The sequence below is a fragment of the Terriglobales bacterium genome, assembly GCA_035487355.1.
Taxonomy (GTDB): Bacteria; Acidobacteriota; Terriglobia; order Terriglobales; family Acidobacteriaceae; genus QIAW01.
In genome coordinates this window covers 1-26,486 of sequence record DATHMF010000107.1, presented here as the reverse complement: position 1 = coordinate 26,486, position 26,486 = coordinate 1, and the positions used below count along the sequence as shown (strand labels likewise).

The window sequence follows — 26,486 nt, the reverse complement described above, 5'->3', positions numbered from 1 at the left end:
TAATTGTAACGCCGGAGGATAGCTTAGTTCAGAGCCTCGCGTTGTTTTGTTGAGTGTACTGCACGGTCAGTCGTACGGAGGCTTAGTTCCGACATAGATAACAATTGTAGTTTCATCAGCGTAGAAGAAACCGTCCTGAATCCGTGCGGGCAGTCCCAAGCCGAACGTCATTGTGGATAGCACCTCTCCTCCAAAACGACCGCAAGGCTCGAGTTGCGAATGCACTCCCACCACCAGACCTACTGGAGGCTCTACTGCTGCTCCATAAATCAAGTTTGCTTTTGCTCCATGTGACTGCCATGCGGCCTGAACCTCTTTGCCGTATCTTTGCGCTTCCTTGCTTGTCTCAGGAACGTATATCAAGACCCCACATTTAGACGGAACTTTATCTGCCATCTGTGCAAGTCCTTGCTTTTGAATAGCATTCAGATGACGGTCTTTTGTTTTTATAGCCCACGCGTCTAGGAGCCAACTACCAATTCCAAAACCTATCGTCGCAACGACTATAGATACGATCTTGAACATTCGTGATTTCTCCCAAACAACGAGTGCTACGCCTCCGACTCCAATGAGGTATGTGATGATAAGAAGAACTCGCGCGCCCTCCAGATTAATTACTCCATAGAGAGTGAGTGACCCGAGCAAGAGAGAGCAGAAAAGCGCAACAAGCGCGCTTGTTAAAAACCTTTTTACCAGCGCAATTGCTTTTGCAGACGTGTGTGGCTTGGAGGCTTTGTCAAATAGTGGATTCAATTTCTCAACTATTTGCTCCGCTACCCGCTCTACTATTCGTTCTTCCGCTCTTCTCTGATGGGAGTCCATTAAATGGGGATTTTAGCTCAGCCCATGCGAGCTGGCGCGGACTTTGATTGTAACGCCGGAGATAAGGTCAGCGGTGTTCGGCGTGCATAATCTGATCAAGTATTTCTATGAGCGTCAGCGTGCAAACGTCCAAATGCCGACAGATGAAAGAATAGAATTTCGAATTGTGGCTTTTAAAGCTTCGTCAGTTTGAGTCTCAAGTACAGCACAAACAGCTTTGAACAGTTCTGTTGTAGGCAGCAGGCAAAACTGATTTCTCATAGCACCTCGTAACGCATGTGGCGAAAACTGCTGCTCACGTTCAGGCGCATCAAGTGGCTGTAGGCGAAAGCCATTGCCAATAAGAATTCCCTTATGTTCTCTACCCTCGAGAGATTCAGCTTCAATATAGTCAAGAAGCTGTCGATATTTATCGACGTCGATAACACCTTCTGACCCTTCTACCTCCCCGATTGCCGTTTTACCGGACTGCGGCTCGTGTAGGTCGACGTCCCATTCCCCCGTGTATTCTTCGGGCTCTTTTACGTGAAATCCTAACAGCCTCAAAGCTGCTCTAACTTCTCCTTCTAACACTACCTTGCCATAACCGAAAAGCAATCGAACCCGGTTACGCAATTCGTCACGTTTGGCTTCCAAGCTCGATATCTCCAGTCCAATTCCCCCATGCTGCTTTTTCAATTCTGCGATACGGTCATCGTAAACGTTCGATCCGGGTACAAGGATTTCACTAGTCCATAAGGGCGATTCGACCTCTTTTTGTTGATCGTTAAAATGCCGGTAAACTAGTCGAGCAATGGCTGCTCCGACGCGGTCTTCCGGAACATTGTGCGCAGGTGGAATGAGCGAGAGCAACCCTTCCTCTATTGGGAATTCCAAGGCAATCGGATGTCCAACAGAGTTCACAGCAAAGATTGTTCCTGAGTGCCGAGCAATTTCTGATTCTGTGGTCTCCAAGAAAGCCGTAAACCGCAGATTTTCTTTTAAGATTTGCAAGTAGGCAGAAGTGGCTCCTCGTCCAGAAGGCATGAGACGAATAGTTGAGCCAGCGCCAGCTCTGGTCATCCCATCCAAAAAAGAGAGAATCGGGTTAGCCGCGCGGTTTAAAAAGCCGTATTTCGGCGCGTTTCCCATTCCACTGATAGGCACGACGTTATTGGGCTGGAGAATACAAACGACTACCCCACCCTTCTTATGCAGCAGGTCGCTTAGTTCGCTTTGTCTGCGAAAAAAAGGTAGTGCCTGAGGGATATCTGTATAAAAGCCATCGGGATCAATCACAAATGCGTCAAAATCGCTGATTGAGACTGGGTCGTTGATACTGCCCAAAGCTGTGATGGTCTCATGCGTGGCGGAAACACGATAGCTTAGGATCCGTGGTTTCATTCAAGAGAATCTCTGATTAAACATCATTTTACCCGGCAAAAGGCTGATGATTACATTTGTACGGATGGTGGGAGTGTGGCTTACGCCAAAAACGATCTATCCCCGTGCATTTCTTCCAACTCGCGCAGGGGCTTTGCAGGCGTGTCCTGATTGGCGGGCAGCGGCGGCGAGGCGCTGGCCATTAAATCTTCCAGCGACTCCAGCCAGAGGGTCTGCTTTTGAAAGACGCGGCCGAAGTTGCGCGCAATGATGTGAGCTACTTCCTGCATGGTGAGAATTTCTCCTTCGCGCAAGGCGCGCTTTTCGCGGATCTCTTTTTCGATTGAAGTCACTGGCTTGTCGGGGATTCCGCAGGGAACGATCAAGTTGAAATAATCCAGATCGTTGCTGACGTTCAGCGCAAAGCCGTGTGAAGTCACGGCACGGGAGATATGTACGCCAATGGCAGCAATCTTGGCTTGTTGATGCGCAGGGTTTTTCTCTGTGTCGCTGTGTTTCTGTGGTGAATCGGGAGTTGTCCATACACCAGTCAATCCCTTGATGCGCTCGGTCGGAATGCCCAGGTCGCCGCAGGTGCGAATGAGCGCCTCTTCCATCCGGCGCACGTACTCTACCGCGCCCAGCGTCTTGCGATTGCCGTGTTCATCGGTGAACGCCCGCAGATCGAAGATGGGATAGCCCACAAGTTGCCCCGGTCCGTGGAAGGTCACATCGCCGCCGCGGTTGCATTCAAAAATCTGCACGCCGCGAGCGGCCAGTTCCTCTGCCGAAGCCCGCAGGTTGCCGGCTTTGGCATTGCGTCCCAGGGTGATGACCGGTGGATGCTCCAGCAGCAACAGCGTATCGGCGATGCGATTCTGCTTGCGCAGTTCAACCAGCGAGTGTTGCAGCTTCAGCGCTGTTTCGTAATCAAGCCGGCCGAGTTGGAGGACGTTGATCATTATTCGTTCAAAGATTCATTCCCGCAGAGGACAAAAAGTCTGTGTGAGAATTTGAACGCATAGCGTCGTCCCTGACGGGACTAGGAATCGTTTCCTGCAACCTACCCAGCGCTGAAGCGCTGGGCTATAATGCGTCACCCCTTCGGGGTTGTTCGCCCTTCAGGTACCCACTAAAATTCAGTTCCCACACAGACTCTTTATACAGGCCTTCTAACGCATGCTAAAAAGCCGCGCCCTGATATAGTCTCGTGATCCAGGCTTGGAGACGTAGCAAGCTACGTCTCTACCGGTCATCCTCTTGTCTACCGCTCATCCTCCTGCAAACTGCTTTAGCTCTTGGGCGGGACATACTCCGGTGGCGGCGCCACGGGATTCTCGCCGAAGAAATAGTGTTCCATGTGCTGCACGATGACTTGCTGGTCGTGCGGGCTGGCCGGATTGAGGCGGTATTCGTTCAGCACCATCTTGCAGAAGTCGCCCCACGCCCGCCAGGCTTCGGCTGAGACCTGGTTATAGATGCGCTGGCCCAGCTCGCCGTCGAAGGGAGGCTCATCCAGCCCGGGCAGCTCCTTCTGCAATTTTATGCAATAGACCATGCGCTGGCCCGGCTTGTTGTCGTTACCCATTTAATGCTCCTTAAGATTGTCTAGGATTAATTCTACTCTTCCAGAAGAAGCTCTTAGCTTTTAGCTCTTAGCTTTAAGCTTTCAACCTCATGGCCGTTTCAGAATCGGTATCGGCAAGGAAGCTTTTTGGTGTCGCCCCTACGGGGCTCGCACTCTTTATTTCTGCTTACCCACCGCTTCGCGGTGGGCTAAACTCTCCGCCGCGCCTACGGCGCTAAGAGCCAAAAGCTAACGGCTAAGAGCTTGGCTTACTTCCGAATGCCATCGTGACCAGCGTCTTCTGCTCCATCTCGTGCGCCTTGGCGGAGCCGGTTGCCGGGCTGGCGCTGGCCGAGCGTTTGATCGAGAGTACGGGAATCTTGCCGGCCACGCGCTCCAGCCGTGGCAGCACGTAGGAGAGAGCACCCATGTTGGCCGGCTCTTCCTGAACCCATATGATCTCGCGCAGCTTGGGATGGCGGGCCAGCTCTGCTTCCAGCTCTTTTTCCGGGAAAGGATAGAGCTGATCGAGGAAGACAATGGCAGTGCGCGTATCTTTACGCGCAGTGCGTGCCTGGCGTAGCTCGTGGCCAATTTTGCCGCTGCAGATCAACATGCGCGATGCGTTGCTCACCTGATTATCAGGGACAACCCGCAGAAAACGTTCGCGGGTAAATTCGTCGACGTTGCTGCTGGCATCGGGATGCCGCAGCATGCTCTTGGGGGTAAAGACGACCAGCGGCTTGCGCCATTTTTGCAGGGCTTGCCGCCGCAGCAGGTGGAAGTACTGGGCAGCGTTGGAGGGCTGGCAAATCTGCATGTTGTCTTCGGCGGCCAGTTGCAGAAAACGTTCAACGCGGGCGCTGGAGTGCTCCGGGCCTTGGCCTTCATAACCGTGCGGCAGCAGCAGGACCAGCCCTGAGTACAGGCGCCATTTGTCCTCGCCGGCGCTGGCAAACTGGTCAATCACAATCTGCGCGCCGTTGGCGAAGTCACCGAACTGGGCCTCCCAGAGCACCAGCGTCTCGGGATAATCGCGGCTGTAGCCATATTCGTAGCCCAGCACGGCAGCCTCGGAAAGCGTGGAGTTGTAAATTTCGCAGCGCGCCTGGTCTTTGGAAACGTGACAAAGCGGGATATATTCCTGCTCGTTCTCTACATCAATAAGCACGGCGTGACGCTGGTTGAAGGTCCCGCGGCGGCTATCCTGTCCGCTCATGCGGATGGGGACACCTTGTTTCAGCAGCGATCCGAAGGCCAGCGCTTCCGCCATGCCATAATCTACCGCTTTAGCGCCGGAGCCCATGCGGGCGCGCTCTTCCAGCAGCTTCTTGATCTTAGGATGTGGAGTAAAAATCTCGGGCACGGTGGTCAGCGCCTGCGTAACTGCGGCGAGCTCGGCGGTATCAATCCCGGTGCGGACTTCATATTCCGGCTTGTAGTTGCCGCCGACAAACTTATCCCAATACGCGGGCAGGGTGTAAAAGAGCAGCTTCTTTTTTATGCTTTGGCCGCGCTTTTGCGCATCCTGCAACTCGGTTTTGACTTGCTCAACCACAGGCGCAGGATCGAGATTGTTTTTCTGGGCATAAATCTGCCACAGCGGCGGATGCTGATTGATGATTTTGTACAACGCCGGTTGCGTGATGGTGGGGTCATCCACCTCGCTATGCCCGTGACGGCGGAAGCCGATCAGGTCAATGACAACCTCGCTGGAGAACTCATAGCGATACTCGGCAGCCATGTTTGCCACACGGACGATAGCTTCAGGATCTTCCGCGTTGACGTGAAAGACCGGGACCGGCAGGCGCTTGCTTACGTCCGAGGCGAAGCGCGTGGGATGCAGGTCTTTGGGGCTGGTGGTAAAGCCAATCAGGTTATTGCAGATCACGTGGATGGTTCCGCCCACATCGTAGGCCTGCAGGCCGGCGAGATTCAACGTTTCTGCCAGGATGCCCTGTCCGGCAAAGGCGGCGTCACCATGCAGCTCGATGGGAAGATACTGGGTGCGGCTGGTATCGCCGTAGCGGGTCTGCTTGGCGCGGGTGCGTCCGAGCACGACCGGGTCCACTGCTTCCAGGTGGCTGGGATTGGAAACCAGGTGGATATTGATCTTTTTTCCGCTGCGCGTGTTGAATTCACCGGTGGCGCCCATGTGGTATTTCACATCGCCCGCTCCCAGCACGCTGCGCGGGTCTACATCTTCAAAGCCGGAAAAAATCTCGGCGGCATCGCGGCACACAATGTTCAGCATGACGTTGAGGCGGCCGCGATGGCTCATGCCCAGGATGGCTTCCACGGTTCCGCGCGCGGCGGCGACTTCCAGAATTTCATCCATCAGCGGAATCAGGCCGCACAGACCTTCAAGCGAAAAACGCTTGGTCCCCAGATAACGCGACTGGATGACCTGTTCAAACACCTCGGAGCGGATGAGGCGCTGCAGAATACGTTCAGCATCCGGGGCTTTTTTCAAGGACCGCCCTTCCATGCGCTCCTGTACCCAGAGACGGCGCTCGGGCTGCGGCAGGTGCATGAATTCGGCGCCGATCGGGCCACAATAGATCGCTCGCGCTTCTTCGGCGATCTTACCGGTGAGCTTCAGTTCAGGATGAGGCTCGGGCGGCATGTGTCCGAGCGGGTCGAGGGCGGCCTGAAGGTACCCCCAGCGGCGGAAGAGCTCAAAAATCTTTTCGTGGTCTGCGGGTGGCTGCGTGGCAGCTTCCGGCATGGTTTGGGTGATACTCATGAAATCCCTTGTCTCGAATTGTTGCAGTCAAATCTTTCAGGTTGTAATTGAGAAGATTATAGATATCATTATAAAAGAACCGCGATTTTCAGAAGCGCTTCCTGCTTCCGAAAGTTAAATTTTCTTAATCCTGCGACTCAAAGCCAGATTGCTGCATCTGAATAAAGTGCAATTTTTCTTTTAATCTCTGGCTGAGCAACGCTACAGCCGTGACTTCCACCCTGCTGCTTAGCAGGACTCACTGATATAGATATCGAGAGGATGTCAATGGTTTCTAAATGCGCCAATCCAAACTGCTCAACACCGTTTCAGTACTTCCGTGAAGGCAAAATTTTCCAGGTAGAAATAGATGGCTCGGGAGAAACCCGGCCAACGGGACCGCAGCTTGTTCCTTCGTCGCGGAAGACCCCGCGTCTGGAGCATTTCTGGCTCTGTGGACGCTGCTCCAATACCATGACGCTCGCACTCGAGCGGGGTAAAGGGGTGTCCGCCGTTCCGCGCCGCCAGAATGTGCGGGAAGAGGCGGCATCGTAGGGATCACAGTTGCCGGTTTCCTGGTTGTTAGTTGCCAGTTTTGCTTCAGACTTTAGGCGGTTCTTTCGCTGGGGTTGGAGTCGGGCGGGCCTAACGCCAGATGCGGAACTTTGTATTTGCCGGTGATCGAATTCCAGCGCACCTTCAACATCTCAAAAAACATCTTAATGCCGTCTCTTAATGGATGGATCGTTGAGCGGTCGTCATGCGCCCACTCCACTGGGACTTCTGCGACTTTAAATCCAAGCCGGTGGGCGAGGAAGAGAAGCTCGGGATCGAAGCCCCAGCGTTCGATCCGCTGCCGGGGAAAGATGGTGTCGGCGGCGCGCCGGGTGAAGGCCTTGAATCCGCACTGCGTATCTTTTTGCTTCAGATTAAGAACAATTCTAAGTGCCAGGTTGAATATGCGCCCGAAAAACTGGCGGAGAAGCGGCTGCTTCTCAATCTGCAATGCTCTATTCATCCAGCGGGAGCCAATGGCCACCCCGGCCCCGCTTTCAAGAGCGGTAAAGAGTTTGCTTGCCTCATAGATTGGCGCGGAGAGATCGGCATCGCTGAACAGTAAGATGTCGCCTTGAGCGTGCAGCATGCCGTTGCGCACGCTGTATCCTTTGCCGCGATTGCCGGGGTTTTCTACCAGTTTCACGGAAGGGTTGCGCTGCGCGCATTCGCGCACAATTTCGGCGGTGTTATCGCGCGAGCCGTCGTTGACCACAAGGATTTCAGCTTGCCATCCCTGTTGGGCGGTATGCGCCAGAATCTTCTCCAAGGTCGGAGCGATGCGGGCGGCTTCGTTGTAGGCCGGAATGACGATGCTGTATTTCACGAATTCGTTCTTGCCTTCATCCATCAGCGACGTAGACGCCGGGATTGGTTTCAAGCTTCAAGTGTCGAGTTTCAAGCAGAAGATGTCAACTTGGATTTGGTTCAGAATGGAGACACAAAGGTTCTCAGCACGGCATCCGCCTAAAAAGAATGGTAACGCGAGCAGGAGACGCAGCAAGCTGCGTCTCTACCCAAGTGTATCAACTGGCCAAACTGTTCTTACCGTGCGGAGGCGACCTCGCTGATCCGGGCATTCGTTGGCGATGCTTTTTCCACGGCCGCGACGCGCAGCATCATGGTGCGCATCTGCTGTTCGAGGGCTTCAATCTGTTTCTGTTGAGCGGAGAGCTGGGCGTCTTTTTGACGAAGCTGCTCTTCCAGTTTCTGGTTCAATCCCTGGATGGCGGCCAGGGCCACGCCGCCTTCATCAATCTCGGTGATGTGGTGGTCATCTTCGCCCACGTTGAAGGCAGTGAAGAAATCCTGCGCCATCGGTCCGATGTGGCGGATGGAAGCATCCTGCGTCTTGTAATTCCAGGTGGTAACCGGGAGGGCCAGCACGCGTAGCAAAAGTTGCTGGTTATCAACAGGGGCAAAGTGTTGCTTGACGTTGCGGTCGCTGAGCGAAGACCAGCTACCGCCTCCTGCGGCCAGTTGCACACCGCTGGTCAGGCCCGAGTTGCTATAGAAAATCACGCCGCCAGAGGCGCGGGCCATAAACTGGTTGGGGACGGTGGCGTTCAAGCCAGCACATCCACTGTCACCCCACACAAAAGCCCCGCTTTGGTTATTGGTGTTAGCGCCGCAGCCCGCGGCAAAGCTGACAAACCCGCTGGCGACATTGCCGCCGCCGCCGGCAACGATCGAGTAGTTGCCGCTGGCGTTGTTGAAGGCGCCTCCAGTTACGGCGGAGGCAACTCCGCTGCCGGTGTTGAAGCCTCCGCTCACGGTGGTGTAGTTGCCACTGCCTATGTTCTCGGCGCCTCCAGTTATGACCGAGGCGTAGCCGCTGGCGAGGTTGTTGCTGCCGCCACCTACCGCCGAGTAGCTGCCGGTGGCAGAATTGTTCCATCCGCCGGCTACAGTAGCGTAATAGCCCTGCGCCAGCAGCTTCGTGCCCGAGCCGATGAACAGAGCAACGATCCCAAGATAGGCAAGAAAACGATGTGCCGAATACTTCATAGTTATCTCCTGCAAAAAGTTTCAAGTTTCAAGCTAGGATTTTGAAACTTGAACTAACAACTTGAAACTGTCTCATGTGATTGTGATTCAGGCCTGGAAATTGTTACTTCACTAATAGAACGGATTTCAGAAGAGAATGGATTTTAAAAAGTTTCAGTTTTCGGGTTCAAGTTTCAATAAGCAGATCGCTCACTATGTTCGTGATTGACCAGTATTAGATCGAACAGACCGGAAGTTGTCAGTTTGAATGGAAAAATACTCTGGTTGAATGGTTGCCTGCAACGTGGTAGAACTCGCAATGCAAGTTTGCTGAAGTGCATCGTTCTAACAAGTAGTATGGCTATTCGATTTTTACGCAATCCGAGCCCCGGCTGGACAACAATTTTTAGTTGTGCGCTTGCGGTTCTCACTACGTTATCTATCATGCTCCCGCCGGCTTCGGCAGACGATGCATGCAGCGCCAGGCAGAGGGACCTGGAAGCATTTCTGAAAGCACCGCCTGATCATTGCCAGCAGGACGCAGATTGCGATGGATATTACATTCGCGCCGACTCTTGCGCTCCGGCGGTCGTGCTGGCCAAGCCCGGCATCAGCAAAACACGAGGACCGGAGTTGCTGAAGCTGCAGGCACGGGTCCGTAATGCATGCGGGAAGCAGTGGGACCAGCGTCCGGCATGCGCCCCGATTCCTTTTCAGGCCAAGTGCCGCCAAAACCGCTGTGTTGACGGCAGCGCCTGGCTGTCATCTAAACCGATCACTGCGCAAGCTCCGGTTGGAAAAGGAAACTATTCTTACGCCGTGGTTCGTAATGGATGTGCACCATGGGATGGCCCGGCAATTGCAATTTACCTGACAAAGTTGCAGGTTACCTCAAGCGAGATCCCTCTTCCCTCAATCGCTATCAACCTTTGGCGGAATCTGCCGCCTCCAGTCAATCAACCGATTTCGTTGCAAGGGGATCTGGGTCTCGGCAACCGGTGTCTTGCTCCTGAACAGTGCGAAAGTGCGGTGGCCGGTACCGTTACTCTCACCACCTACGACGAAAACGGAGCAGCCGGAACCTATGAGTTGAAATTCAAAAACGGCGAAGTCGAACGCGGATCGTTCCAGGCCCGGTGGCAGAAGCTTAGACAATTTTGCGGTTAAGCGCCCAACCGCAGCACGTTTCGTTAATATGTTTGTAACCATGAAAGCACTATTTGGTATTGTCTTCTTCTTTTTTGCAATTTCTGTGCTGGCTTCTGCCGCGCCCCGGCAACACACAATTACCTTCGGCGCATGGATGCCAGTGAAGTGGTTTGTCGGTCCCGCCGAAGACAAGGCGCAGGACATCAAGGTCCGCGCGCTTTATGTGGATTCCAAGCTGCGTGAATTCACGCTGGGCGACCCGCACGATGTCACCGACCATGTGTTCGTGGTGCGCCGGGCGTATCGAGTGAATGACTCGCTGCCCGACGATCCTAAAGCAGCTCCCAAATGGAAGTGGCAGCGCAGCGGATGGTTGCTGGTAGACCGCCAGACAGGGCGCGTCTCTGTGCTGAACCTGCCGGAGTTTGATCCTTTTTATTCGGCGGTGAGCTGGTACCGGGATTTTGCCGCGTACTGCGGCGTCTCCAGCGATGCCGAGAAGGTTTACGTTGTCGTAGCTCAAATTGGGCGTAAAAAACCCGTCGTTCGCAAGGAAATTGGCGCCGCCCACAACAGCGACGTGCCTGATTCGGAGTGCCCCACTCCCAAATGGCAGCGCCAGCCGGCCCGCGTGACCTTCGAGCCCATTGGCACCGCACCTTTGAGCTTTGAGATCCACGGGAGCGCGGTCGAAATCCCCGAGCTGCCTGAGCCCGCCGCTGATGCACAGGAAAAATAGAAAATATGACTCTATCTGAGGATTCAAGATTCTTTAATTTCGAGCGAGATTCATAAACTCTTTAAGATAAAGCCTTGTCAGACAGTGTCCGCGCAATCCACCATTAATTTTATTGAGGAGATGAATTTCATGAAATCCGCCCGAACTGTTGTGTCTCTGATCTGTCTGGCAACCTGCCTGCTTGGCGCAACTCGACACAAGGCCAAGCCTCAGCTTCCAGCAAGCGAGGTGGAACTCACGTCTACCCACCCAAGCGGCCACCGGCCTAGGCAAATCCCACCTCAGGTGCTGCCTGATGGCAGAATGGTAGTGGTAGCAGATGACACCGTCTACATGCTGAGTGGAGACGGGAAACGAGTTTGGAAATATGCAATCGGTGACGAATCTGACGATGCAAGTATTTATTCAGGGGAGGCCGTATGGAAGGTGGTTTTCAGCGCCGCTCTGAGCGAACTGCTGCTTGACTGCGACGACAACTTAACCATCCTACTCGATGCAGACACGGGTAAGGTCAAGTACAAGCATCAACATCAGGGGGCAGAGGTGGACGCAATCCTGAGTGCCTATCGCAATGGTTACCTGGGGCAGGGCAGCCTCGCCGGCTATGGACAGCACGAGCCCGACAGCCTGTTCTACGAGGAAATAGATTCCAAATCTGGAGAGGAAAATGTCATCTGGAGTGTCGATGTCCCCATAGATGCGGAGATTTTTGTGGATGGGGATAGGATTTATTACGTAAAGAGAATCTATACTGGCAAAACCGGCCACTACAGCATTCGCCTGCAGGAACTCCATCCGCCGCAAGCTACGCAAAGACCAGGCGGGATTTAGGGCGAGGTGATCCTGCCATAAATCAAGATGACATTCATGCGGCCAGACCGGCCGATGTGAGTAAAGCCAGGAAGAATGAAGAATTGCTGAAGAATTGGGAAAAAATTTGGTAAAGAATTTGGTAAAGAATAATTAACATTGGCCTCGAGGACGCTGCTGTACACTAGCCCCGCAATTTAGAGAACCAGATTCTACGACCCAGAATTTAAAGACCCAGAACTGAACCAGGAGGTTATTACTTTCATGCAGATTGTTAAGCTAGTTCGCTTTTCTTGTTTTGTATTGATCGTTTTTGCATTCGGCGTTCTCTTTGCCGCCAAGGGTGACGGCCCTTACTCGGTAAAAACCAAGAGCACTGTGGGAGGCGAGGGGGGCTGGGACTATCTGGCAATGGATAGCGACGCCAACCGGCTGTACATCACACGCGGCACGCATCTCATGGTGCTGGATGCGAGCGCGCTCAGGGTTCTGGGAGATGTCCCGAACCTGAACGGAATACACGGCGTGGCCCTGGTAAAAGATTTAGGCAAAGGATTCATCAGCAACGGCCGCGAGGGCAACGCGGTCATCTTCGATCTCAAAACTTTTAAGGAGTTGGGCCGGGTCACTACCGGGACCAACCCGGATGCCATTATTTACGAGCCGTCTTCCAAGCGCGTGTTCACCTTCAATGGCAGGAGCAAGGATGCTACCGCGATTGATGCTGTTACCGGTACGGTGGCAGGAACGATTCCCCTGGGCGGCAAGCCGGAATTTGCCGTGGCCGATGACAAAGGCAGACTCTTTGTAAATCTCGAAGACAAGAGCGAGGTGGTCTCGATTGATCCTAAAAAGCTTACCGTGCTGAACCATTGGCCGCTGGCTCCCTGCGAGTCGCCATCGGGACTGGCGATTGATAAAAAACATCATCGCCTCTTTGCCGGATGCGATAACAAAATGATGGTCGTGGTCAATGCCGACACCGGCAAGGTCATCACTACGCTTCCCATCGGCGAGGGAGTGGATGCTACCGGGTTCGATCCGGGAACCGAGCTCGCTTTCAGCTCCAATGGCGGTGGTGATGGCAGCCTGACGGTGGTGCATGAAGACTCGCCCGATAAATATTCAGTCGTGCAGAACCTGACTACCCAGAAGGGCGCCCGCACCATGGCCCTGGACGCCAAGACCCACACGGTTTATACCGTGACGGTTGAGTTCGGGCCGCCGCCGGCGGCGACGCCAGAGCAGCCACGTCCGAGGCCCACGATGGTGCCCAATACCTTTACCGTGCTGGTTCTGAGCAAGCAGTAACTTCGGTTTTTAAATTTCGAGCTGGTGGTTCGCAAGGGCTGCCAGCTTTTTCTTTGGAGGGCGTTTTTCCGCTGCCAGCCTAGAAAGCTACCCAGTTTATCTTTTAGCAATCATCGGCACCTGCAAAAGGCCGGCGCCCTCACCCCACTTGCTGGCTAGTGTTTTGAACCCGTGAAACAGTATGATCTCCGCGTATTTACTGGGGAAAAGCTCCTGCCGCGGCGACACTTGCTGTGCTGGTCTGTGTTGGCTTTGCACAGAAAACCTCAGTTTAGGATGCCTTCTTGTGCAGCCTCTTGAGTTTTTGTGCAGAAACTAACGTTGATATCAAGTTCTTGAATCTCATGGATGAGCACGACCAAGTTATGACAGAGAATCTTACACAACGATTCGTTGACCATAGCGGTATCGGTTTTACTTCGCAGTCCGTCACCGAACTTGCGTTTGATCGCGCTGAAGGTGGATTCGATGTTGCTCCTCTTGTGGTAACGCTCAAGGAACTCCTCTTTGTGAAAATTAAAGAAGTAAAACATCTTTTCCCACAGTCCACCCGGTTTTGCAGTCTGTCCTTTTCTGAACGGAATGAAAGGCGTGGCTCCAGTGGCGGCGATAGCTTCCATGTTCTTTGCACTAATGTATCCCTTATCAGCAGAAACTTCAGAAATGCTGAAATTCTTTGCTGTCGTTTGAAGCAGTGGTGTAAGGAATGGGCTGTCTCCCGCGTACTTGTCGCCAATTTCAACCGCCGTTACAACGTTGGTCTTAACGCCACACATCAAATGTACTTTGACCCATTCGTGTTTCTGTCGAACAGTACCGTACTTGTGGTCAAACCAGCGGACAAACCGCGACGAGGTAAATCCGCTGGAGTCCACAGCGAAATCAACTTCAACAGATTTCAGAGGCAAGCTGCTTTGGGCAATAAGCTCCTGCAAAATCGGCGTCAGTTCTGCGCTCTCAAGAGTGTTGGAAATAGTGTTGAAGTGCGGAACCTTGGCGATAAAACCGCGCTCGTGAGCTTCTCGCAAATCGCTCATGAAACGGCGCTGAGAAACTGTGGAATAAACTTTGTATGTAGCACTAAAAATAGCATCACAGAACGGCAGCGGCGGTCTTCCCGTTTTGGGCATCGGAGTAGACACAGTGCAGCAGAGATCATGCAGCAGGACTTGAAACCTGTCTTGCTCCGTTGTTTGGGCAGTATTGTACTGTCGCCAGTTCTGCGGATAGGTTTTCTTGACCGCAGTTATGGTCGTCGTTTCCGTCACCGTGCCATCGGGTTTTTGTTCGCGCACCACGGTATAAGCGACTGCAAAAATGTGTTTACACGGTTGCTGGCGTATTTCAAAATCGGGGCAGGAGCAAGTAAATTCCTCAGTCGCAACGTTGACCGTGTAATCCCCGAATCCAGTTTGCGAAGGAACAAGCCAGATTCCCGGCTGTTTACTCCGCAGTTTCTTGGTTGCCGCCAATTCCTTACCGCGCTCTTCTCTAGGTTCCATAAGCACCTCGCTTACCTGAGAAGTATATTACTATCTAGGTATATAGTTGTCAAGAATATACTTGACAATATATCCTTATGCGGTATATCGTTCTTTGCATGGGTACCGGTCCAACAGATACAATTGTTAAGAAGGCATATAAATGCCTTCGTTGTGGGCATCTCTGGCCACCTCGAAAAAAGACTCCCCCGAAGGTCTGCCCCAAATGTAAAAGCCCATACTGGAATACACCTCGCAAAAAGAACGGCTAGGATTTACAATGCCGTTCTTTCAGTTCTTTTAAAAAGATTTGGCCGAGGGAGAGGGATTCGAACCCCCGAATCCCAGCGGAGCGCCGCCGTCAAGCTAGCTCTCCGCAGGATTACCCGAGTGACAGTCGGGCGGTTTCAACCTCTCACCCATCCCTCGATCAAAAGGTCACGGCTTATCGGGACCGTGAATCCGGCTGCGGGTGAGGAGTGCGCCTCTTACAACGTTGCTCCTCACTCGCTTCCAAAAACTACACTCCCGCCTTATTGTGCTGTACTAGCACAGACGGAACATTTAACAGTTTTAAACTTGACTTGGCAGGGCGGTCAGACTATAAAGAGGCCAGTCTGTCCGCTTCCGCTTGCGCTATCAAGCTTGAAGCTTTACCGGAAACGCTCCTGTTTCGCCGCAGGAGCTTTTCCTTTTTATTCTCCATCAGAAAACCTTACTGCCAAAAACTGTACCCCCGTTTTGTTGTGGCCGTCAATAGAAAACACAATATCTAGTACCTCATGTGCAAGATTTGCAACTGCCACACAAGTTGTGCAGTTTCCTGCTCTGCTTCTAAGGCTACTCCCTAGCAAAAAAGCGTCAATATCCACAGGCAAGAATTCTGTGGAAACCCTGTTGATGCAAATAGCTTTCTGTGGAAAGTGTGGAAAAAATGGGAGGAAATGGGGAAGTGTAGGGGTGCATAGGCTTAGTAGGAACGTGTCGGAGCGTGTTGTCAGTAAATTGTGATGCAAAGTACCCCTACGCCCGTTGCTTTTGGGGTTTGTGTGCAGAACGCGGAGTTTAGCTTCAGGATGGACTTAGAGTGCAAAGCCGTCTGTGTTTACTAGATACATAACATTTCGCAGCCGTTTTGAGTGCTGTGTCTGGTGCTGTTTTTTTTGAATTTTCAAAGAGCCTAAGGGGGCTTTTATCTAAGGGCTCCGCGGTAAAGCCGCTGCGCCCTCACCTTAACCCCCGCATTCTTGAATGCTAGATACACTTCCAGGACAATGATGACCTAAAATTCCTGAGAAATGAAGGTTTTGATATCAGAATGATATCAACAGACCAGATGGCCTATGCTTTTGTGCAGCAAAAGTGAAAAAAGGTGTCGCCCCTCTCCACCCCACGATACGCAAAACCGGCGTGTGGGCGGGGCCCTGGCACCGGGGTTCGGATCGATTTTCTAACTTACCCACGAGGTGCGAGAACTCGAAGAGATAGCGTCGTCCCTAACGGGACTACGAATCGTTTTCGTACGATATCGCGCACTTCATGAATAATCCAGGTTCCGCGCTGGGCTTGTCATCATCGAGGACCTCATGAATAATCCAGACTGGGGAACAGTGGAATCCAGGCTAGGGGGACTGTGGAATGCTCGAAATGATTTTCGACTACTCCTGCAGCGTCTGGTGCACCAGATGAATTGAAATTGATCCTTCGCCCACGGCTGATGCCACGCGCTTGACGTTGCCGCAGCGGACATCGCCCACCGCAAACACGGCGGGCAGACTGGTTTCCAGCAGATAGGGCGCACGCGCGAGCGGCCAGCGAGCTTCTGCTAACTCGTCGGGGCGAATATCCTGGCCGGTCTTGATGAATCCCTTATCATCCATGGCAACGCAGCCGTCGAGCCAGCGGGTATTTGGGTCAGCGCCGGTCATCAGAAAAACGTGCCGGATATCGTGCGTTTCCACGGCTCCGTTTTCAGCATTACGCCATTGCACGCGCTCCAGGCGATCGCTGCCCTCCAGGGCTACGATTTCCGTGCGCGTATGCAGGGTTATCACCGGGCTCTCTTCGATGCGGCGAATGAGATAACGCGACATGGTGTCGGCGAGGCCATCTGACCTGACCAGCACGTGCACATGCTTGGCGGTCTGCGACAGAAAAACGGCTGCCTGCCCTGCCGAGTTGCCGCCACCTACAACGATGACTTCATCATCCGTGCACAACTGGGCCTCTACGAAAGTAGCGCCATAATAAACTCCCGTGCCTTCAAAGCGCGCCAGATTGTCGAGCGGAAGCCGGCGGTATTGGGCACCGGTGGCGATGATGACGCTGCGCGCGGTCAGCCGCGCGCCACCGTCAATTTCGATGGCGTAAGGCCTGCGATCGCAGACCAGCCGCATCGCTGCCCGGGCAATCATCATCTCGGCCCCGAACTTCTGCGCCTGTGTGTAGGCGCGACTGGCCAGCTCCTGTCCGGAGATGCCGGTGGGGAAGCCCAGATAATTTTCAATCTTTGAACTCGAACCGGCTTGTCCTCCAGGCGCGTTTGTCTCTACCACGAGGACATCGAGTCCTTCCGAAGCGGCGTAGACCGCGGCCGCCAGTCCCGAGGGTCCCGCGCCCACGACGATCACATCGCGCATCTGGGTCGGGTCAATGCCTTCGTTGAAGCCAAGACAATCGGCCAGTTGCTGGTTCGTAGGATTCTGCAGCACGACCTTGCCCCGGCAGATTACAACCGGCACCTTTTCGACCGGTACCTGGAAATGATCAAGCAGCTCCTGCACACCGGTGTCACGCTCCAGATCAAGGTAAGTGTAAGGATGTGCGTTGCGCGTCAGGAACTCTTTGATGCGCAGCGTTCCGGCGGAATGGCTGGAGCCTACAACCACCACGTCGCCGCGTCCCTGGGCAACAAGTTCCGTGCGGCGTAAAATGAAGGCCCGCATGAGGATCTCGCTCAACTCGGCGTCAGTTTGCACCAGCGCCCGCAGACTGTTGAGATCGAGCTCAATCACCTCACCCTGTTCGCGTACGCGGGCGCGCACGATGCTCCGCCGTCCGGAGAGCATGTTCAGCTCGCCTAAAAACTGACCGGACGAGTGAACAACGATGACTTCTTCGGTCGCGCCCACGGGACGCACAACTTCCACCTGCCCCGCAGTCACGAGGAAAAAGCGCACAGTCTGCGCACCTTGTTCGATAAGTATTTCTCCGGCTTGCACCTTGCGCGTCTTTCCGTGCTGGGCAATGCGGGCAACCTGGGCGGGGCTCAGCGTGGGAAACATCTGCTCTTGCTGTCTGTTCGTACTTGCTGCCAATGGGGAGCTTGCCTGTGTCATGGGATGGTCCGTGAGATAGCTTGCTGAATGGATTTTGTGCCAACGGGCGACCGGAGGCCTTGAATAAATAATAGATGATACTCTTTCACCTTGGTCTTTCACCTGCTCCAACGGGCAGGTGGGAATTCTGTCAAGCCATGCTGCCAAGCTTCCTTTACCGCCTTACCGTTTTCTAATACCAGAACTTTCACGCTGCACATACGTTTCACGAGGCTTAGTGCAAGTTTCATAATGGAATTATTCCTGTAATGGTACTAATATCAGCGGTGAGCGTGCAAAGTATGTTGTGTACCAGAGCGGCAGTAGCTAAAATCTAGAGTATTCGCTCGACAGGTTCTGCAATCCCGCGTACTCAGGTTGGGCCTTCTCTGGATCTTGCTACAGGGGTTTGAAACCACTGGCAGGAACGGTGCTTACTCAAGCTGCAGTTTGGGAGAGCAATGCGAACGCTCATATACCGAACGCGCTAGAGCACGTACCTTAATAGGAGGCGCCCGTGAGTGAAGACGTAGTAAAGCTTAAGGGGCTCTTGTTCAGCAGTGACGCGCAAGTACTCAGTGTGATGAACCAGGTGCTGGATAATTTCGAAATTGAGACCGAAGTTTGCATCGAACTCAGTTCGGCGTTGGACGCGGTGACGAACACTAAGTTGGACACATTGATCATGGATTGGACTGGGAGCGACGACTCCATTCAAATCCTGAACGCGATGCGCAATTCTGCACAAAATGCCAAATCTACGGCGCTGGCCATGGTCAACGGAGACCTGGAAGTGCAATCTGCGACAAAGGCCGGGGCCAACTTCATCATCTACAAACCGGTGAATGTTGATCAGGCCACGCGTTTTCTGCGAGCTTCGTACGGAAACATGCTCATGCAGCGCCGGCGGGCGGTCCGCTGTTCGGTTGATATTCCAGTGACCGCAGATGTGATCGGAACCGGACCTGTGGAAGGCAAGATTGTCTACCTCAGCGTCCGTGGGCTGGCGTTTCAATGTAGGCACGCTATGCAGGTGGACCAGCACCTTGCAATAGCATTTAAGCTTCCGGGCACTTCTGCGCTGATTCATGTCAGCGGCAAAGTAGTGAATGTCGCAACCCCGGATGACCAAACCCGGGCGGGCGTAAGTTTCTCTTCCGTGCCACCCAAAGAGTTCACGGTGCTTGAGCAATGGATGTCAAATCATTCGCCTAAGCTCCCCAGCCAGTTGATTGCCCCGGACAATCGTCCAACAGCAAGCTAACCGGACTAACAGGAGAAGACGGACATATGCGGGCCAGAGTACTGTTGATTGATGATTCCAGGTTTCTGCGGAGTGCATTGGAAAAAACCCTCATTGCGAAAGGATTCGAGGTCCAGGTTGCAGGCGACGGCGAAGAGGGCCTGCGATTGGCCCGGGAAGACGGAAAGTTCGACCTGATCCTGCTGGACCTGTTCCTGCCCAAGATGACTGGACACGAGGTGTTGCGGCTTCTCAAAGAGGATCCTGCGACAGCCGCCATTCCGGTGCTGGTGCTCAGCGGTCTTGCCAAAGAAAAAGAACGACAGGAATTGATGAACAGTGGGGCCGTGGATTGCCTGGTCAAAGCGCAGGATTTGATGGCGGTCGTGGCCAGCGCGGAGAGATGTTTGAAGCTGGAATAATCACGAATGGATAGTTGCTGCCGGCAATGCAGCAATCAAGTGCGTATCTTTCAAGTAGCTTTTTTCCCCCTGCCCTAAGTACTCCCAGCAGACCTTCATGAAATCTTCAGCAAAGCTTTACAAACTTCACTGGTCCTCAAAAATCAAGCGCGCATCTTAACAAGTATGACAAGTGTGGGCGGAGTAGGAGAAACCTTGAACACACAAATAAACTTTGCAAAATTCGGGAAAAGAATAGCCTTGGCTGCAACTCTGGGCGCAGTCTGTTTTCTGGTTGGAGTGCCCCGCGTGCAGGCTGAGGACGGAAGATCGTGCCAGCTTCGAGTTGAGCGGGCAGAAGCCAGACTCCGGGATGCCATCGAAGACCACGGATACTACAGCCGACAGGCGTATGACCGGCGGCGTGACCTGAACTACGAGCGTGAGCGCTGCTGGAACCAGTTCCATGGCTACTGGTTTAGCTACGGTTACAACAATCAGTGGCGCGGTGACCGCGACGTGGACCGTGATGGCCGTTATTTCAGGGACCAGGACCGCGATCGAGATCATGACCGCGACCGCAATCATGACGGTGACAGAGGCCGTGACCGCGATAATCGTTTCCGCGATCATGATTCTCGCTAAATCAGGCACAGTTGTTTTGAATGGGTTGGAATCATCAATGATTCCAACCCGTTTTTAATCGCAGGCTCAGTAGACCAGGGATCGTCCTCGAAAATATTTGCTTATTTTGTTTATGAAGAGAATGGTCGGGACGGGCAGATTTGAACTGCCGACCCCTCGCACCCCAAGCGAGTGCTCTACCAGGCTGAGCCACGTCCCGACAAGAAGAGAAAAACTTCGCTGTCGCGAAGTCAGGGTGAAACTATTCTAGCATTTCGAGCCCGCAGCAATCGCAATGTCGCCCTGAAAAACCTAGATCCCTCCACTCCGCCGCGAAGCGCGGCTGCGGTCGGGATGACAAAAGTGGATTAGGAAATTAAGGATGTCAATAATACCTACCAAACTCCTTGCTTACCGTTTTGGTTTCGACAGGAGCGCCAAAATTTCTTTTAGTCCATTGCGTACGCGTCGCAGTCCTTCCTGATCGCGCGGTGTGGCAAAGGGCAATGCCGTCTGGTTGCGGGCGGCCTTGCGCTCGGCCAGCAGATGCTGGCGCGCTCCGGGGATCGTCAATCCTTCGTGATAGAGCAGGCGCTTGATCTGCAAAGCCGCTTCTACGTCGTTGCGCCGGTACATCCTTTGCCCGGTACTGCTTTTGGTGGGTTTGAGCTGGGAAAACTCGGTCTCCCAAAAACGCAGAACGTAGGCGGGCAAGCGGCAGAGCTTGGCTACCTCTCCGATGCGAAAGTAGAGCTTATCGGGAATTAAGACTTCTTCAGGCCGAGAGCGGGCGGCTGCGTTCTTTCGCTGTACCCGAGGACTCGTCGCGCTGGCAGCTTTGGCACTCAATAGGGTCACTCAATTCTTTCCTGGGAATGAAAGAAGCGGCGTATGGCGGATGTTAAGAGAATGTGAGCGCGCAGGTCAAGAGCTAAAGCGTTCCACGGCTGAATTTATCGGAAGCTCAATCCGCCACCTTTGCCCACGCAACCTTTGTGCCTTGGGACCTTCACGGAGCGATGGTTCCAGACTGGAGACGCATCCTTAAGCTTTGTGCAATAAATGATGCACAAAAAATTTGGGCCTTCACATGAGTGAAGGCCCTTAAAGATTTTCGCTAGTTGGTGAATTCCTTTGCGTTTAAAAAACTGGCGAGGCTATTAGCCTCGCCTGGCATTATCTCTTTTTCTTTTTTGCTTTTTTCTTCGCTGGCATCTGAGTTCCTCCTGGAACGTTATTTCCCTTGAATGGGGGCCCATATGCAACGTGAACCCAACAAAATGTGGTTTCACATCGCCTGGCACAAGATATTGCGGCTTCTTGCGCTAAAAGTCAATAAGATTTTTGAAAAAAACGGCCAGGAGAGCGTTTCATGCGGAAGTACGATTACGATTGAAGAAGTACGATTTTAAGAAATCCGGTTAGTTTTTCGGAAAATTCGTAAATCGAAAATCAAAAATTGGCATATGGGAGTGCACCCTTCCGTTGGTTTGTTAAGTACCGAGTGCTTGAATGTCAAATACTGATCCCATCGAACTCGAAATTTTTAAAAACCTCTTTCATTCCATCGCGGAAGAAATGGGAGCGGCCCTGAATCGCACCGCGTTTTCACCCAACATCAAGGAGCGGCGCGACTACTCGTGCGCTGTGTTTGATGCGGCGGGCGAGGCGATTGCCATGGGCGATCACATGCCCGTGCACCTGGGCTCCATGCCGATGTCGGTGCGGGCGGCCATTGGCGCGCTTTTTCTTGCGCCCGGCGATGTGGCCATGCTCAACGATCCTTTTTGCGGCGGCACGCATCTGCCCGATATCACGCTGGTTGCGCCGGTCTTCGTAAAGAAACAAAAGTCAGAGGCGCGGTCAGCTAGGTTGCGCACCGCGAAATCGGCGAAGGGCGGTTCTCAGCTTCAACCTGTTTTTTCGAAGCCAGATTTTTTTGTGGCCTCACGCGCGCATCACGCCGATATCGGGGGCGCCTACGCCGGTTCCATGGGCCCGTGCCGCAAAATTTATCAGGAAGGCCTTCGCATACCGCCGGTGCACATTGTTAAGCATGGTGAGTTGCAGCGCGATGTGCTCGCGCTTCTGCTCAGTAACGTGCGCACGCCCCAGGAGCGTGAAGGCGACCTCAACGCGCAACTGGCGGCGTGTCACACCGGCGCCGAGCGGCTGCGCCAATTATGCAGCCGTTATTCGTTGCCGCGCGTGCAACGCGCCGCCGTCGAATTATTGGATTACTCGGAAAACATGATGCGAGCATTCCTCGGACGGGTGCCGCGCGGAGTTTACCGTGCAGAAGATTTCTTGGACGACGACGGTGTCAGCGACAAGCCGGTAAAAATTCAGGTTGCGATTCACGTGGATGGGGGCACGAGCCGTGGATCCTCGGGGAAACATAGACCCATGGTCAAGGTTGATTTCACCGGAAGCGACGCGCAAGTGGAAGGCAGCATCAACGCCGTGGAAGCCATTACTTACTCGGCGTGCTTTTACGTCTTCCGCTGTTTGCTGGCGGAAGACGTGCCGGCGACCGCGGGGTTGATGCGTCCTGTCCGGGTAGTCGCGCCTTCCGGAACCGTGGTGAATGCGCATCCACCCGCCGCAGTAGCAGGAGGCAATGTGGAAACCTCGCAGCGCATTGTTGATGTTCTTCTGCGCGCGCTGGCGCAGGCCATCCCCGAGCGCATTCCTGCCGGCTCTTCGGGAACGATGAACAACCTCACGATCGGCGGCATTGATCCTCGCAACGGTCATCCCTTCGCCTACTACGAGACGATTGCCGGGGGCATGGGGGCGCGTCCGGGAAAAGATGGCGTCTCGGCGGTGCATACCCATATGACGAATTCGTGGAATACGCCGGTTGAGGCGCTGGAATATGCGTATCCCTTTCGGGTGACGGAATATTCCATTCGCCGCTCTACAGAGGCGGCAGAGCGCTCACTGCATGCAAATGTATATCGCGGCGGAAAGGGAATTGTTCGCGAAATCGAACTGCTTACCGATGCCGACGTTACCGTACTCGCTGACCGGCGCAAGCGTGGACCATATGGCTTGGGGGGCGCGGCCGATGGAGAGCCGGGGAAAACACAAATCGTTCGTCGCGATGGCTCACGGGAAGAGTTGCCGGGAAAGGTGAGCCGCAGACTGCGCCGGGGTGAGCGCATTCGCATTGAATCTCCCGGTGGCGGGTCTTTAAATTTGCTGATGGGATCGGTGGATGGGAGGCGGTGAGCACTCGCAGGCCGGGCCGAAGTCGCCACTAGACGGCGATTGTTTCTAGTATCCTGAGATGTTTCAAAAAAGGGGGAAGCATGCAGGAATTGAAGCGCTTGGATGTTTTATCCGTTGGGAAAATCGCAGGAGTAACTTATGGGTTGCTGGCGGTCCTGTTCATTCCGTTGTTCCTGATCATGGCGATCGCAGGTGTGTTCAGCCAGGATAAGGAAGCAGCCGCCATTAGCGGGGTCGTGGGAGTCATCTTTGCCATTGCCATGCCGATTGTTTATGGGTTGATGGGATTCGCCTTCGGCTGCATCAGCGCGTTTATCTATAACCTGGTAGCGGGAAGGATCGGCGGGCTTAAGTTTGAGCTGCGGCCTTTATCCGTTCCTCCGGTACTTCCGGTGCCGAGTTCGCAAAATGCGAGTTTGCAAAATGGATGAGGCGTGGGGCAAGGCTTATCTGGAGGAAGTCCGTCGCGGGCTGCGCGGGTACAAGCGGCTGGCCGATGGCGCAATCGCCCAGCTCAGTGAGAAAGAATTTTTTCTGCAAATTGATCCTGAAGCCAACAGCGTTGCCATCCTCATGAAACATATCAGCGGCAACATACGCTCGCGCTTCACCGATTTCCTCACCAGCGACGGGGAAAAGCCCGACCGCCACCGCGATCAGGAATTCGTTCAGGAGAACCTGACCCAGGAAGAGCTGATGCGCACCTGGGAGAAGGAGTGGCAATGCCTCTTCGACACTCTGGAATCGCTCAAACCCGAGGATGTGGAGCGGATCATTACCATACGCGGAGAGGCGCATACGGTATTGCAGGCGCTCAACCGGGCGCTCCTGCATTATGTTCAGCATATCGGGCAGATTATTTTTCTGGCCAAACATATTCGCGGTGCGGAGTGGAAGTCGCTGAGCATTCCCCGCGGCAAATCGGAGGAATTTAAAAGCAAATCACCAGGCAAGTATTCGAAAGGATTGCCGTAAGACGTGTAATAATTTCTCGATCCCTAAATGCGTGGGCAGGCGATAGAATCATAAATATGCAACGAAGCGAGATTATTTTCGAAGTCGTAGAAAGCCCAGAAGGTGGTTATGAAGCCCACGCACTAGGGGAATCTATATTCACTGAAGCTGAAACGATGGAAGAGTTACGTAAAAACGTTCGCGAAGCTGTGCGATGTCATTTTGATCGTGCAGAAGACCGTCCCGCACTGATTCGGCTACATATGGTTAAGGATGAGGTGCTCTCGGCTTGAGGCTGCCTCGCGATTTAAGTGGCTGAGATCTGGCAAAACTTCTACAGCGCTTTGGATATCAAATTACACGACAAGAAGGCAGCCATATGCGGCTCACTTCGCAATACATGGGAACTCAGCACCATATTACAATTCCTGATCACAACTTTCTGAAAGTGGGAACGCTTAACCGCATACTCACTGATGTGGCTGCTTATTTGAAGTGCGAACGCGATGCACTCGCATCACAACTTTTTGAAGGTTGAATATTAAAGCCTTATGGCCATCACCTCCACTCGCCCGCAACTCTCTTATCTCACCGACCAACTCAACGAACTCAAGAACAAAGGGACCTACTTCAAGCTGCGCGTGCTGGAAGACGAGCAGGAGCCGGTCTGTACCTTTGACGGCAAGAAGGTCATCAATCTTGCATCGAACAATTATCTTGGCCTGACCACGCATCCCAAGCTGCGCGAAGCAGCGCTGGAGGCCACGCGCAAATACGGCGTAGGTTCGGGCGCGGTGCGCACTATTGCCGGCACCATGAAGATCCACATGGAGCTGGAAGAGAAAATTGCCCGCTTCAAGAATGTGGAAGCTTGCGTGGTTTTTCAATCGGGATTCGCCGCCAATGCCGGCACGGTCTCGGCGATTTTGGGCAAAGAAGATTTCATCATCTCTGATGAACTTAACCATGCCAGCATCATTGATGGGGCGCGGCTCTCACGCGCCAAGATCCTGGTCTTTCGCCACAAGGACGCGGCACACGCGGAAGAGCAGTTGGCTTCTATCAAAGATCAGCCGGGACGCAAGCTGCTTATCACCGACGGCGTCTTTTCCATGGATGGCGACATCGGCCCGCTGCCTGCACTCTGCGATCTGGCGGAAAAGTACGGCGCCATCATGATGGTGGATGACGCCCATGCTTCAGGCGTCCTGGGGCGCAATGGCCGTGGGACGATTGACCACTTCAATGTGCATGGCCGCGTGGACGTGCAAGTAGGCACGCTCTCCAAGGCCGTCGGCGCACTCGGCGGATATGTATGCGGCTCGCGTGATCTGATCGAATTTCTTTATCACCGCGCCCGGCCATTCCTGTTTTCGACATCGCATCCGCCTTCCGTGGCCGCCACCTGCATCGCGGCCTTCGAGGTTTTGGAAGAAGAGCCCGAGCGCATTGAAAAGCTTTGGGAGAACACCCGCTTCTTCAAAAAAGAATTAGGCCGTCTGGGCTTCAACATCGGCGGTGTGAATACTCCCGCCAGCGAAACTCCGATAACGCCGATCATCGTAGGCGAAGGCCGCCTGGCCATGGAGTTTAGCCGTGAACTGTTCAAAGAAGGCGTGCTGGGCACCGGCATTGCTTTTCCCACCGTGCCCGAGGGCAAAGCCCGCATCCGTACCATCATGAGCGCGACCCACACGCGCGAGCAGTTGGAAAAAGCGCTGGAGACGTTGCAGCGCGTGGGCATGAGGATGGGAATTGTTGCCTAGTTCCGTAAAGGAACAGTTTCCTTAGTTGAGATCACGCCATGTCTCTAACCTTGAATTCCTGAAATCTGACAAATGAAAACAGTTAGAAATGTCAGAACCTTTAACTGCAAAGAAACATGGAGTTGCCTGCTTGCCCGACAGACGGGAGGGCAAGCACCACAACCCCAGGTACTTTGCCAAACTTCGAACTGACTTACTGGCCAATCGGTGACAACGCAATGCAGGCAGTTGCACCTGTGGTGCCGGCAGCAGCGCCAGTAGGATCAAAATGCACAACGCCATCCTCAATTGCGCAGAATGATTTATTTCCGGTTCTTCCCAGAGTAACCGGCGTGCCACCCTCGACAAAGCTCTGTCCACCATTGGAGTTTGCCGCCACAAAAGCGTATCCGCTCTTGGGGGTAGCAGGGACTGCGTTCCCAAGTGCATAGTCAATCAAG

At 53.7% G+C, this 26,486-nt stretch carries 24 protein-coding genes and 2 tRNA genes; 13 read left to right on the top strand and 13 right to left on the bottom strand.

Features of this window, described 5'->3' with window-relative positions; genetic code table 11:
- Positions 1-66 precede the first annotated feature (66 nt).
- From VK738_19960 to VK738_19940, 5 genes are all read right to left on the bottom strand, one after another.
- Positions 67-822, bottom strand: a complete 756-nt coding sequence (locus VK738_19960; GenBank protein HTD24937.1) for a hypothetical protein — start codon at positions 820-822, stop codon at positions 67-69.
- Between the two features lie 114 nt (positions 823-936).
- Positions 937-2,205, bottom strand: coding sequence for a hypothetical protein (locus tag VK738_19955; GenBank protein ID HTD24936.1), 1,269 nt, complete (start codon positions 2,203-2,205; stop codon positions 937-939).
- Between the two features lie 80 nt (positions 2,206-2,285).
- Positions 2,286-3,146: a lipoyl(octanoyl) transferase LipB gene (gene lipB / locus VK738_19950; protein ID HTD24935.1), complete on the bottom strand. Its 861-nt coding sequence runs from the start codon at positions 3,144-3,146 to the stop codon at positions 2,286-2,288.
- Positions 3,147-3,475: 329 nt separating this feature from the next.
- Complete coding sequence (locus VK738_19945) at positions 3,476-3,772, bottom strand: oxidative damage protection protein (protein ID HTD24934.1); 297 nt, start codon at positions 3,770-3,772, stop codon at positions 3,476-3,478.
- 235 nt (positions 3,773-4,007) lie between these two features.
- On the bottom strand, positions 4,008-6,497 hold the full coding sequence (locus tag VK738_19940; GenBank protein ID HTD24933.1) for a 2-oxoglutarate dehydrogenase E1 component: 2,490 nt from the start codon (positions 6,495-6,497) through the stop codon (positions 4,008-4,010).
- A gap of 267 nt (positions 6,498-6,764) precedes the next feature.
- On the opposite strand from VK738_19940, the gene VK738_19935 reads away from it, so the two are divergent.
- A complete protein-coding gene (locus VK738_19935; GenBank protein ID HTD24932.1) occupies positions 6,765-7,031 on the top strand; it encodes a hypothetical protein in 267 nt (88 codons plus the stop codon).
- 52 nt (positions 7,032-7,083) lie between these two features.
- Here the strand turns inward: VK738_19935 and VK738_19930 are convergent, their stop codons facing one another.
- A complete protein-coding gene (locus VK738_19930) occupies positions 7,084-7,911 on the bottom strand; it encodes a dolichyl-phosphate beta-glucosyltransferase (GenBank protein ID HTD24931.1) in 828 nt (275 codons plus the stop codon).
- Between the two features lie 164 nt (positions 7,912-8,075).
- Positions 8,076-9,038, bottom strand: coding sequence for a tail fiber domain-containing protein (locus VK738_19925; GenBank protein ID HTD24930.1), 963 nt, complete (start codon positions 9,036-9,038; stop codon positions 8,076-8,078).
- A gap of 336 nt (positions 9,039-9,374) precedes the next feature.
- Here VK738_19925 and VK738_19920 point away from each other — a divergent pair, with 336 nt between their 5' ends.
- The 4 genes from VK738_19920 to VK738_19905 all read left to right on the top strand — a co-directional run bounded on the left by VK738_19920 (position 9,375) and on the right by VK738_19905 (position 13,026).
- Positions 9,375-10,184, top strand: coding sequence for a hypothetical protein (locus VK738_19920; GenBank protein HTD24929.1), 810 nt, complete (start codon positions 9,375-9,377; stop codon positions 10,182-10,184).
- A gap of 40 nt (positions 10,185-10,224) precedes the next feature.
- Complete coding sequence (locus VK738_19915) at positions 10,225-10,905, top strand: hypothetical protein (protein ID HTD24928.1); 681 nt, start codon at positions 10,225-10,227, stop codon at positions 10,903-10,905.
- 129 nt (positions 10,906-11,034) lie between these two features.
- Positions 11,035-11,736: a hypothetical protein gene (locus VK738_19910; protein HTD24927.1), complete on the top strand. Its 702-nt coding sequence runs from the start codon at positions 11,035-11,037 to the stop codon at positions 11,734-11,736.
- 243 nt (positions 11,737-11,979) lie between these two features.
- A complete protein-coding gene (locus tag VK738_19905; GenBank protein ID HTD24926.1) occupies positions 11,980-13,026 on the top strand; it encodes a hypothetical protein in 1,047 nt (348 codons plus the stop codon).
- 266 nt (positions 13,027-13,292) lie between these two features.
- Here the strand turns inward: VK738_19905 and VK738_19900 are convergent, their stop codons facing one another.
- From VK738_19900 to VK738_19890, 3 genes are all read right to left on the bottom strand, one after another.
- Positions 13,293-14,498 (bottom strand): transposase, encoded by a 1,206-nt coding sequence (locus tag VK738_19900; GenBank protein ID HTD24925.1) that lies wholly within the window; start codon positions 14,496-14,498, stop codon positions 13,293-13,295.
- 320 nt (positions 14,499-14,818) lie between these two features.
- Positions 14,819-14,936 (bottom strand) — tRNA-Asp (locus VK738_19895).
- Positions 14,937-16,165: 1,229 nt separating this feature from the next.
- Complete coding sequence (locus VK738_19890) at positions 16,166-17,791, bottom strand: FAD-dependent oxidoreductase (protein ID HTD24924.1); 1,626 nt, start codon at positions 17,789-17,791, stop codon at positions 16,166-16,168.
- 550 nt (positions 17,792-18,341) lie between these two features.
- Here VK738_19890 and VK738_19885 point away from each other — a divergent pair.
- From VK738_19885 to VK738_19875, 3 genes are all read left to right on the top strand, one after another.
- Positions 18,342-19,088, top strand: a complete 747-nt coding sequence (locus VK738_19885; GenBank protein ID HTD24923.1) for a PilZ domain-containing protein — start codon at positions 18,342-18,344, stop codon at positions 19,086-19,088.
- A 26-nt stretch (positions 19,089-19,114) separates the two neighbouring features.
- Positions 19,115-19,489: a response regulator gene (locus tag VK738_19880; GenBank protein ID HTD24922.1), complete on the top strand. Its 375-nt coding sequence runs from the start codon at positions 19,115-19,117 to the stop codon at positions 19,487-19,489.
- Between the two features lie 195 nt (positions 19,490-19,684).
- Positions 19,685-20,113, top strand: a complete 429-nt coding sequence (locus tag VK738_19875) for a hypothetical protein (protein HTD24921.1) — start codon at positions 19,685-19,687, stop codon at positions 20,111-20,113.
- Positions 20,114-20,235: 122 nt separating this feature from the next.
- Here VK738_19875 and VK738_19870 read toward each other — a convergent pair.
- Positions 20,236-20,312, bottom strand: a tRNA-Pro gene (locus VK738_19870).
- Between the two features lie 191 nt (positions 20,313-20,503).
- A complete protein-coding gene (locus VK738_19865; protein HTD24920.1) occupies positions 20,504-20,950 on the bottom strand; it encodes a MerR family transcriptional regulator in 447 nt (148 codons plus the stop codon).
- Positions 20,951-21,604: 654 nt separating this feature from the next.
- On the opposite strand from VK738_19865, the gene VK738_19860 reads away from it, so the two are divergent.
- The 5 genes from VK738_19860 (at position 21,605) to VK738_19840 (ending at position 26,046) form a co-directional block, all read left to right on the top strand.
- Positions 21,605-23,326 carry a hydantoinase B/oxoprolinase family protein gene (locus VK738_19860; protein ID HTD24919.1) on the top strand — a complete coding sequence of 574 codons (1,722 nt, stop codon included), beginning with the start codon at positions 21,605-21,607 and terminating at the stop codon, positions 23,324-23,326.
- 80 nt (positions 23,327-23,406) lie between these two features.
- Positions 23,407-23,757: a hypothetical protein gene (locus VK738_19855; protein ID HTD24918.1), complete on the top strand. Its 351-nt coding sequence runs from the start codon at positions 23,407-23,409 to the stop codon at positions 23,755-23,757.
- The gene (locus tag VK738_19850; protein HTD24917.1) at positions 23,735-24,301 is read left to right on the top strand and encodes a DUF1572 family protein; all 567 of its coding nucleotides are present in this window, start codon (positions 23,735-23,737) and stop codon (positions 24,299-24,301) included. The genes VK738_19855 and VK738_19850 overlap by 23 nt, the downstream gene beginning before the upstream one ends.
- A gap of 56 nt (positions 24,302-24,357) precedes the next feature.
- A complete protein-coding gene (locus VK738_19845) occupies positions 24,358-24,573 on the top strand; it encodes a hypothetical protein (protein ID HTD24916.1) in 216 nt (71 codons plus the stop codon).
- Between the two features lie 258 nt (positions 24,574-24,831).
- On the top strand, positions 24,832-26,046 hold the full coding sequence (locus VK738_19840) for a glycine C-acetyltransferase (protein HTD24915.1): 1,215 nt from the start codon (positions 24,832-24,834) through the stop codon (positions 26,044-26,046).
- Positions 26,047-26,239: 193 nt separating this feature from the next.
- Here VK738_19840 and VK738_19835 read toward each other — a convergent pair.
- Positions 26,240-26,486, bottom strand: a 247-nt coding sequence (locus VK738_19835; protein HTD24914.1) for a hypothetical protein, incomplete at its 5' end; no start/stop codon positions are given.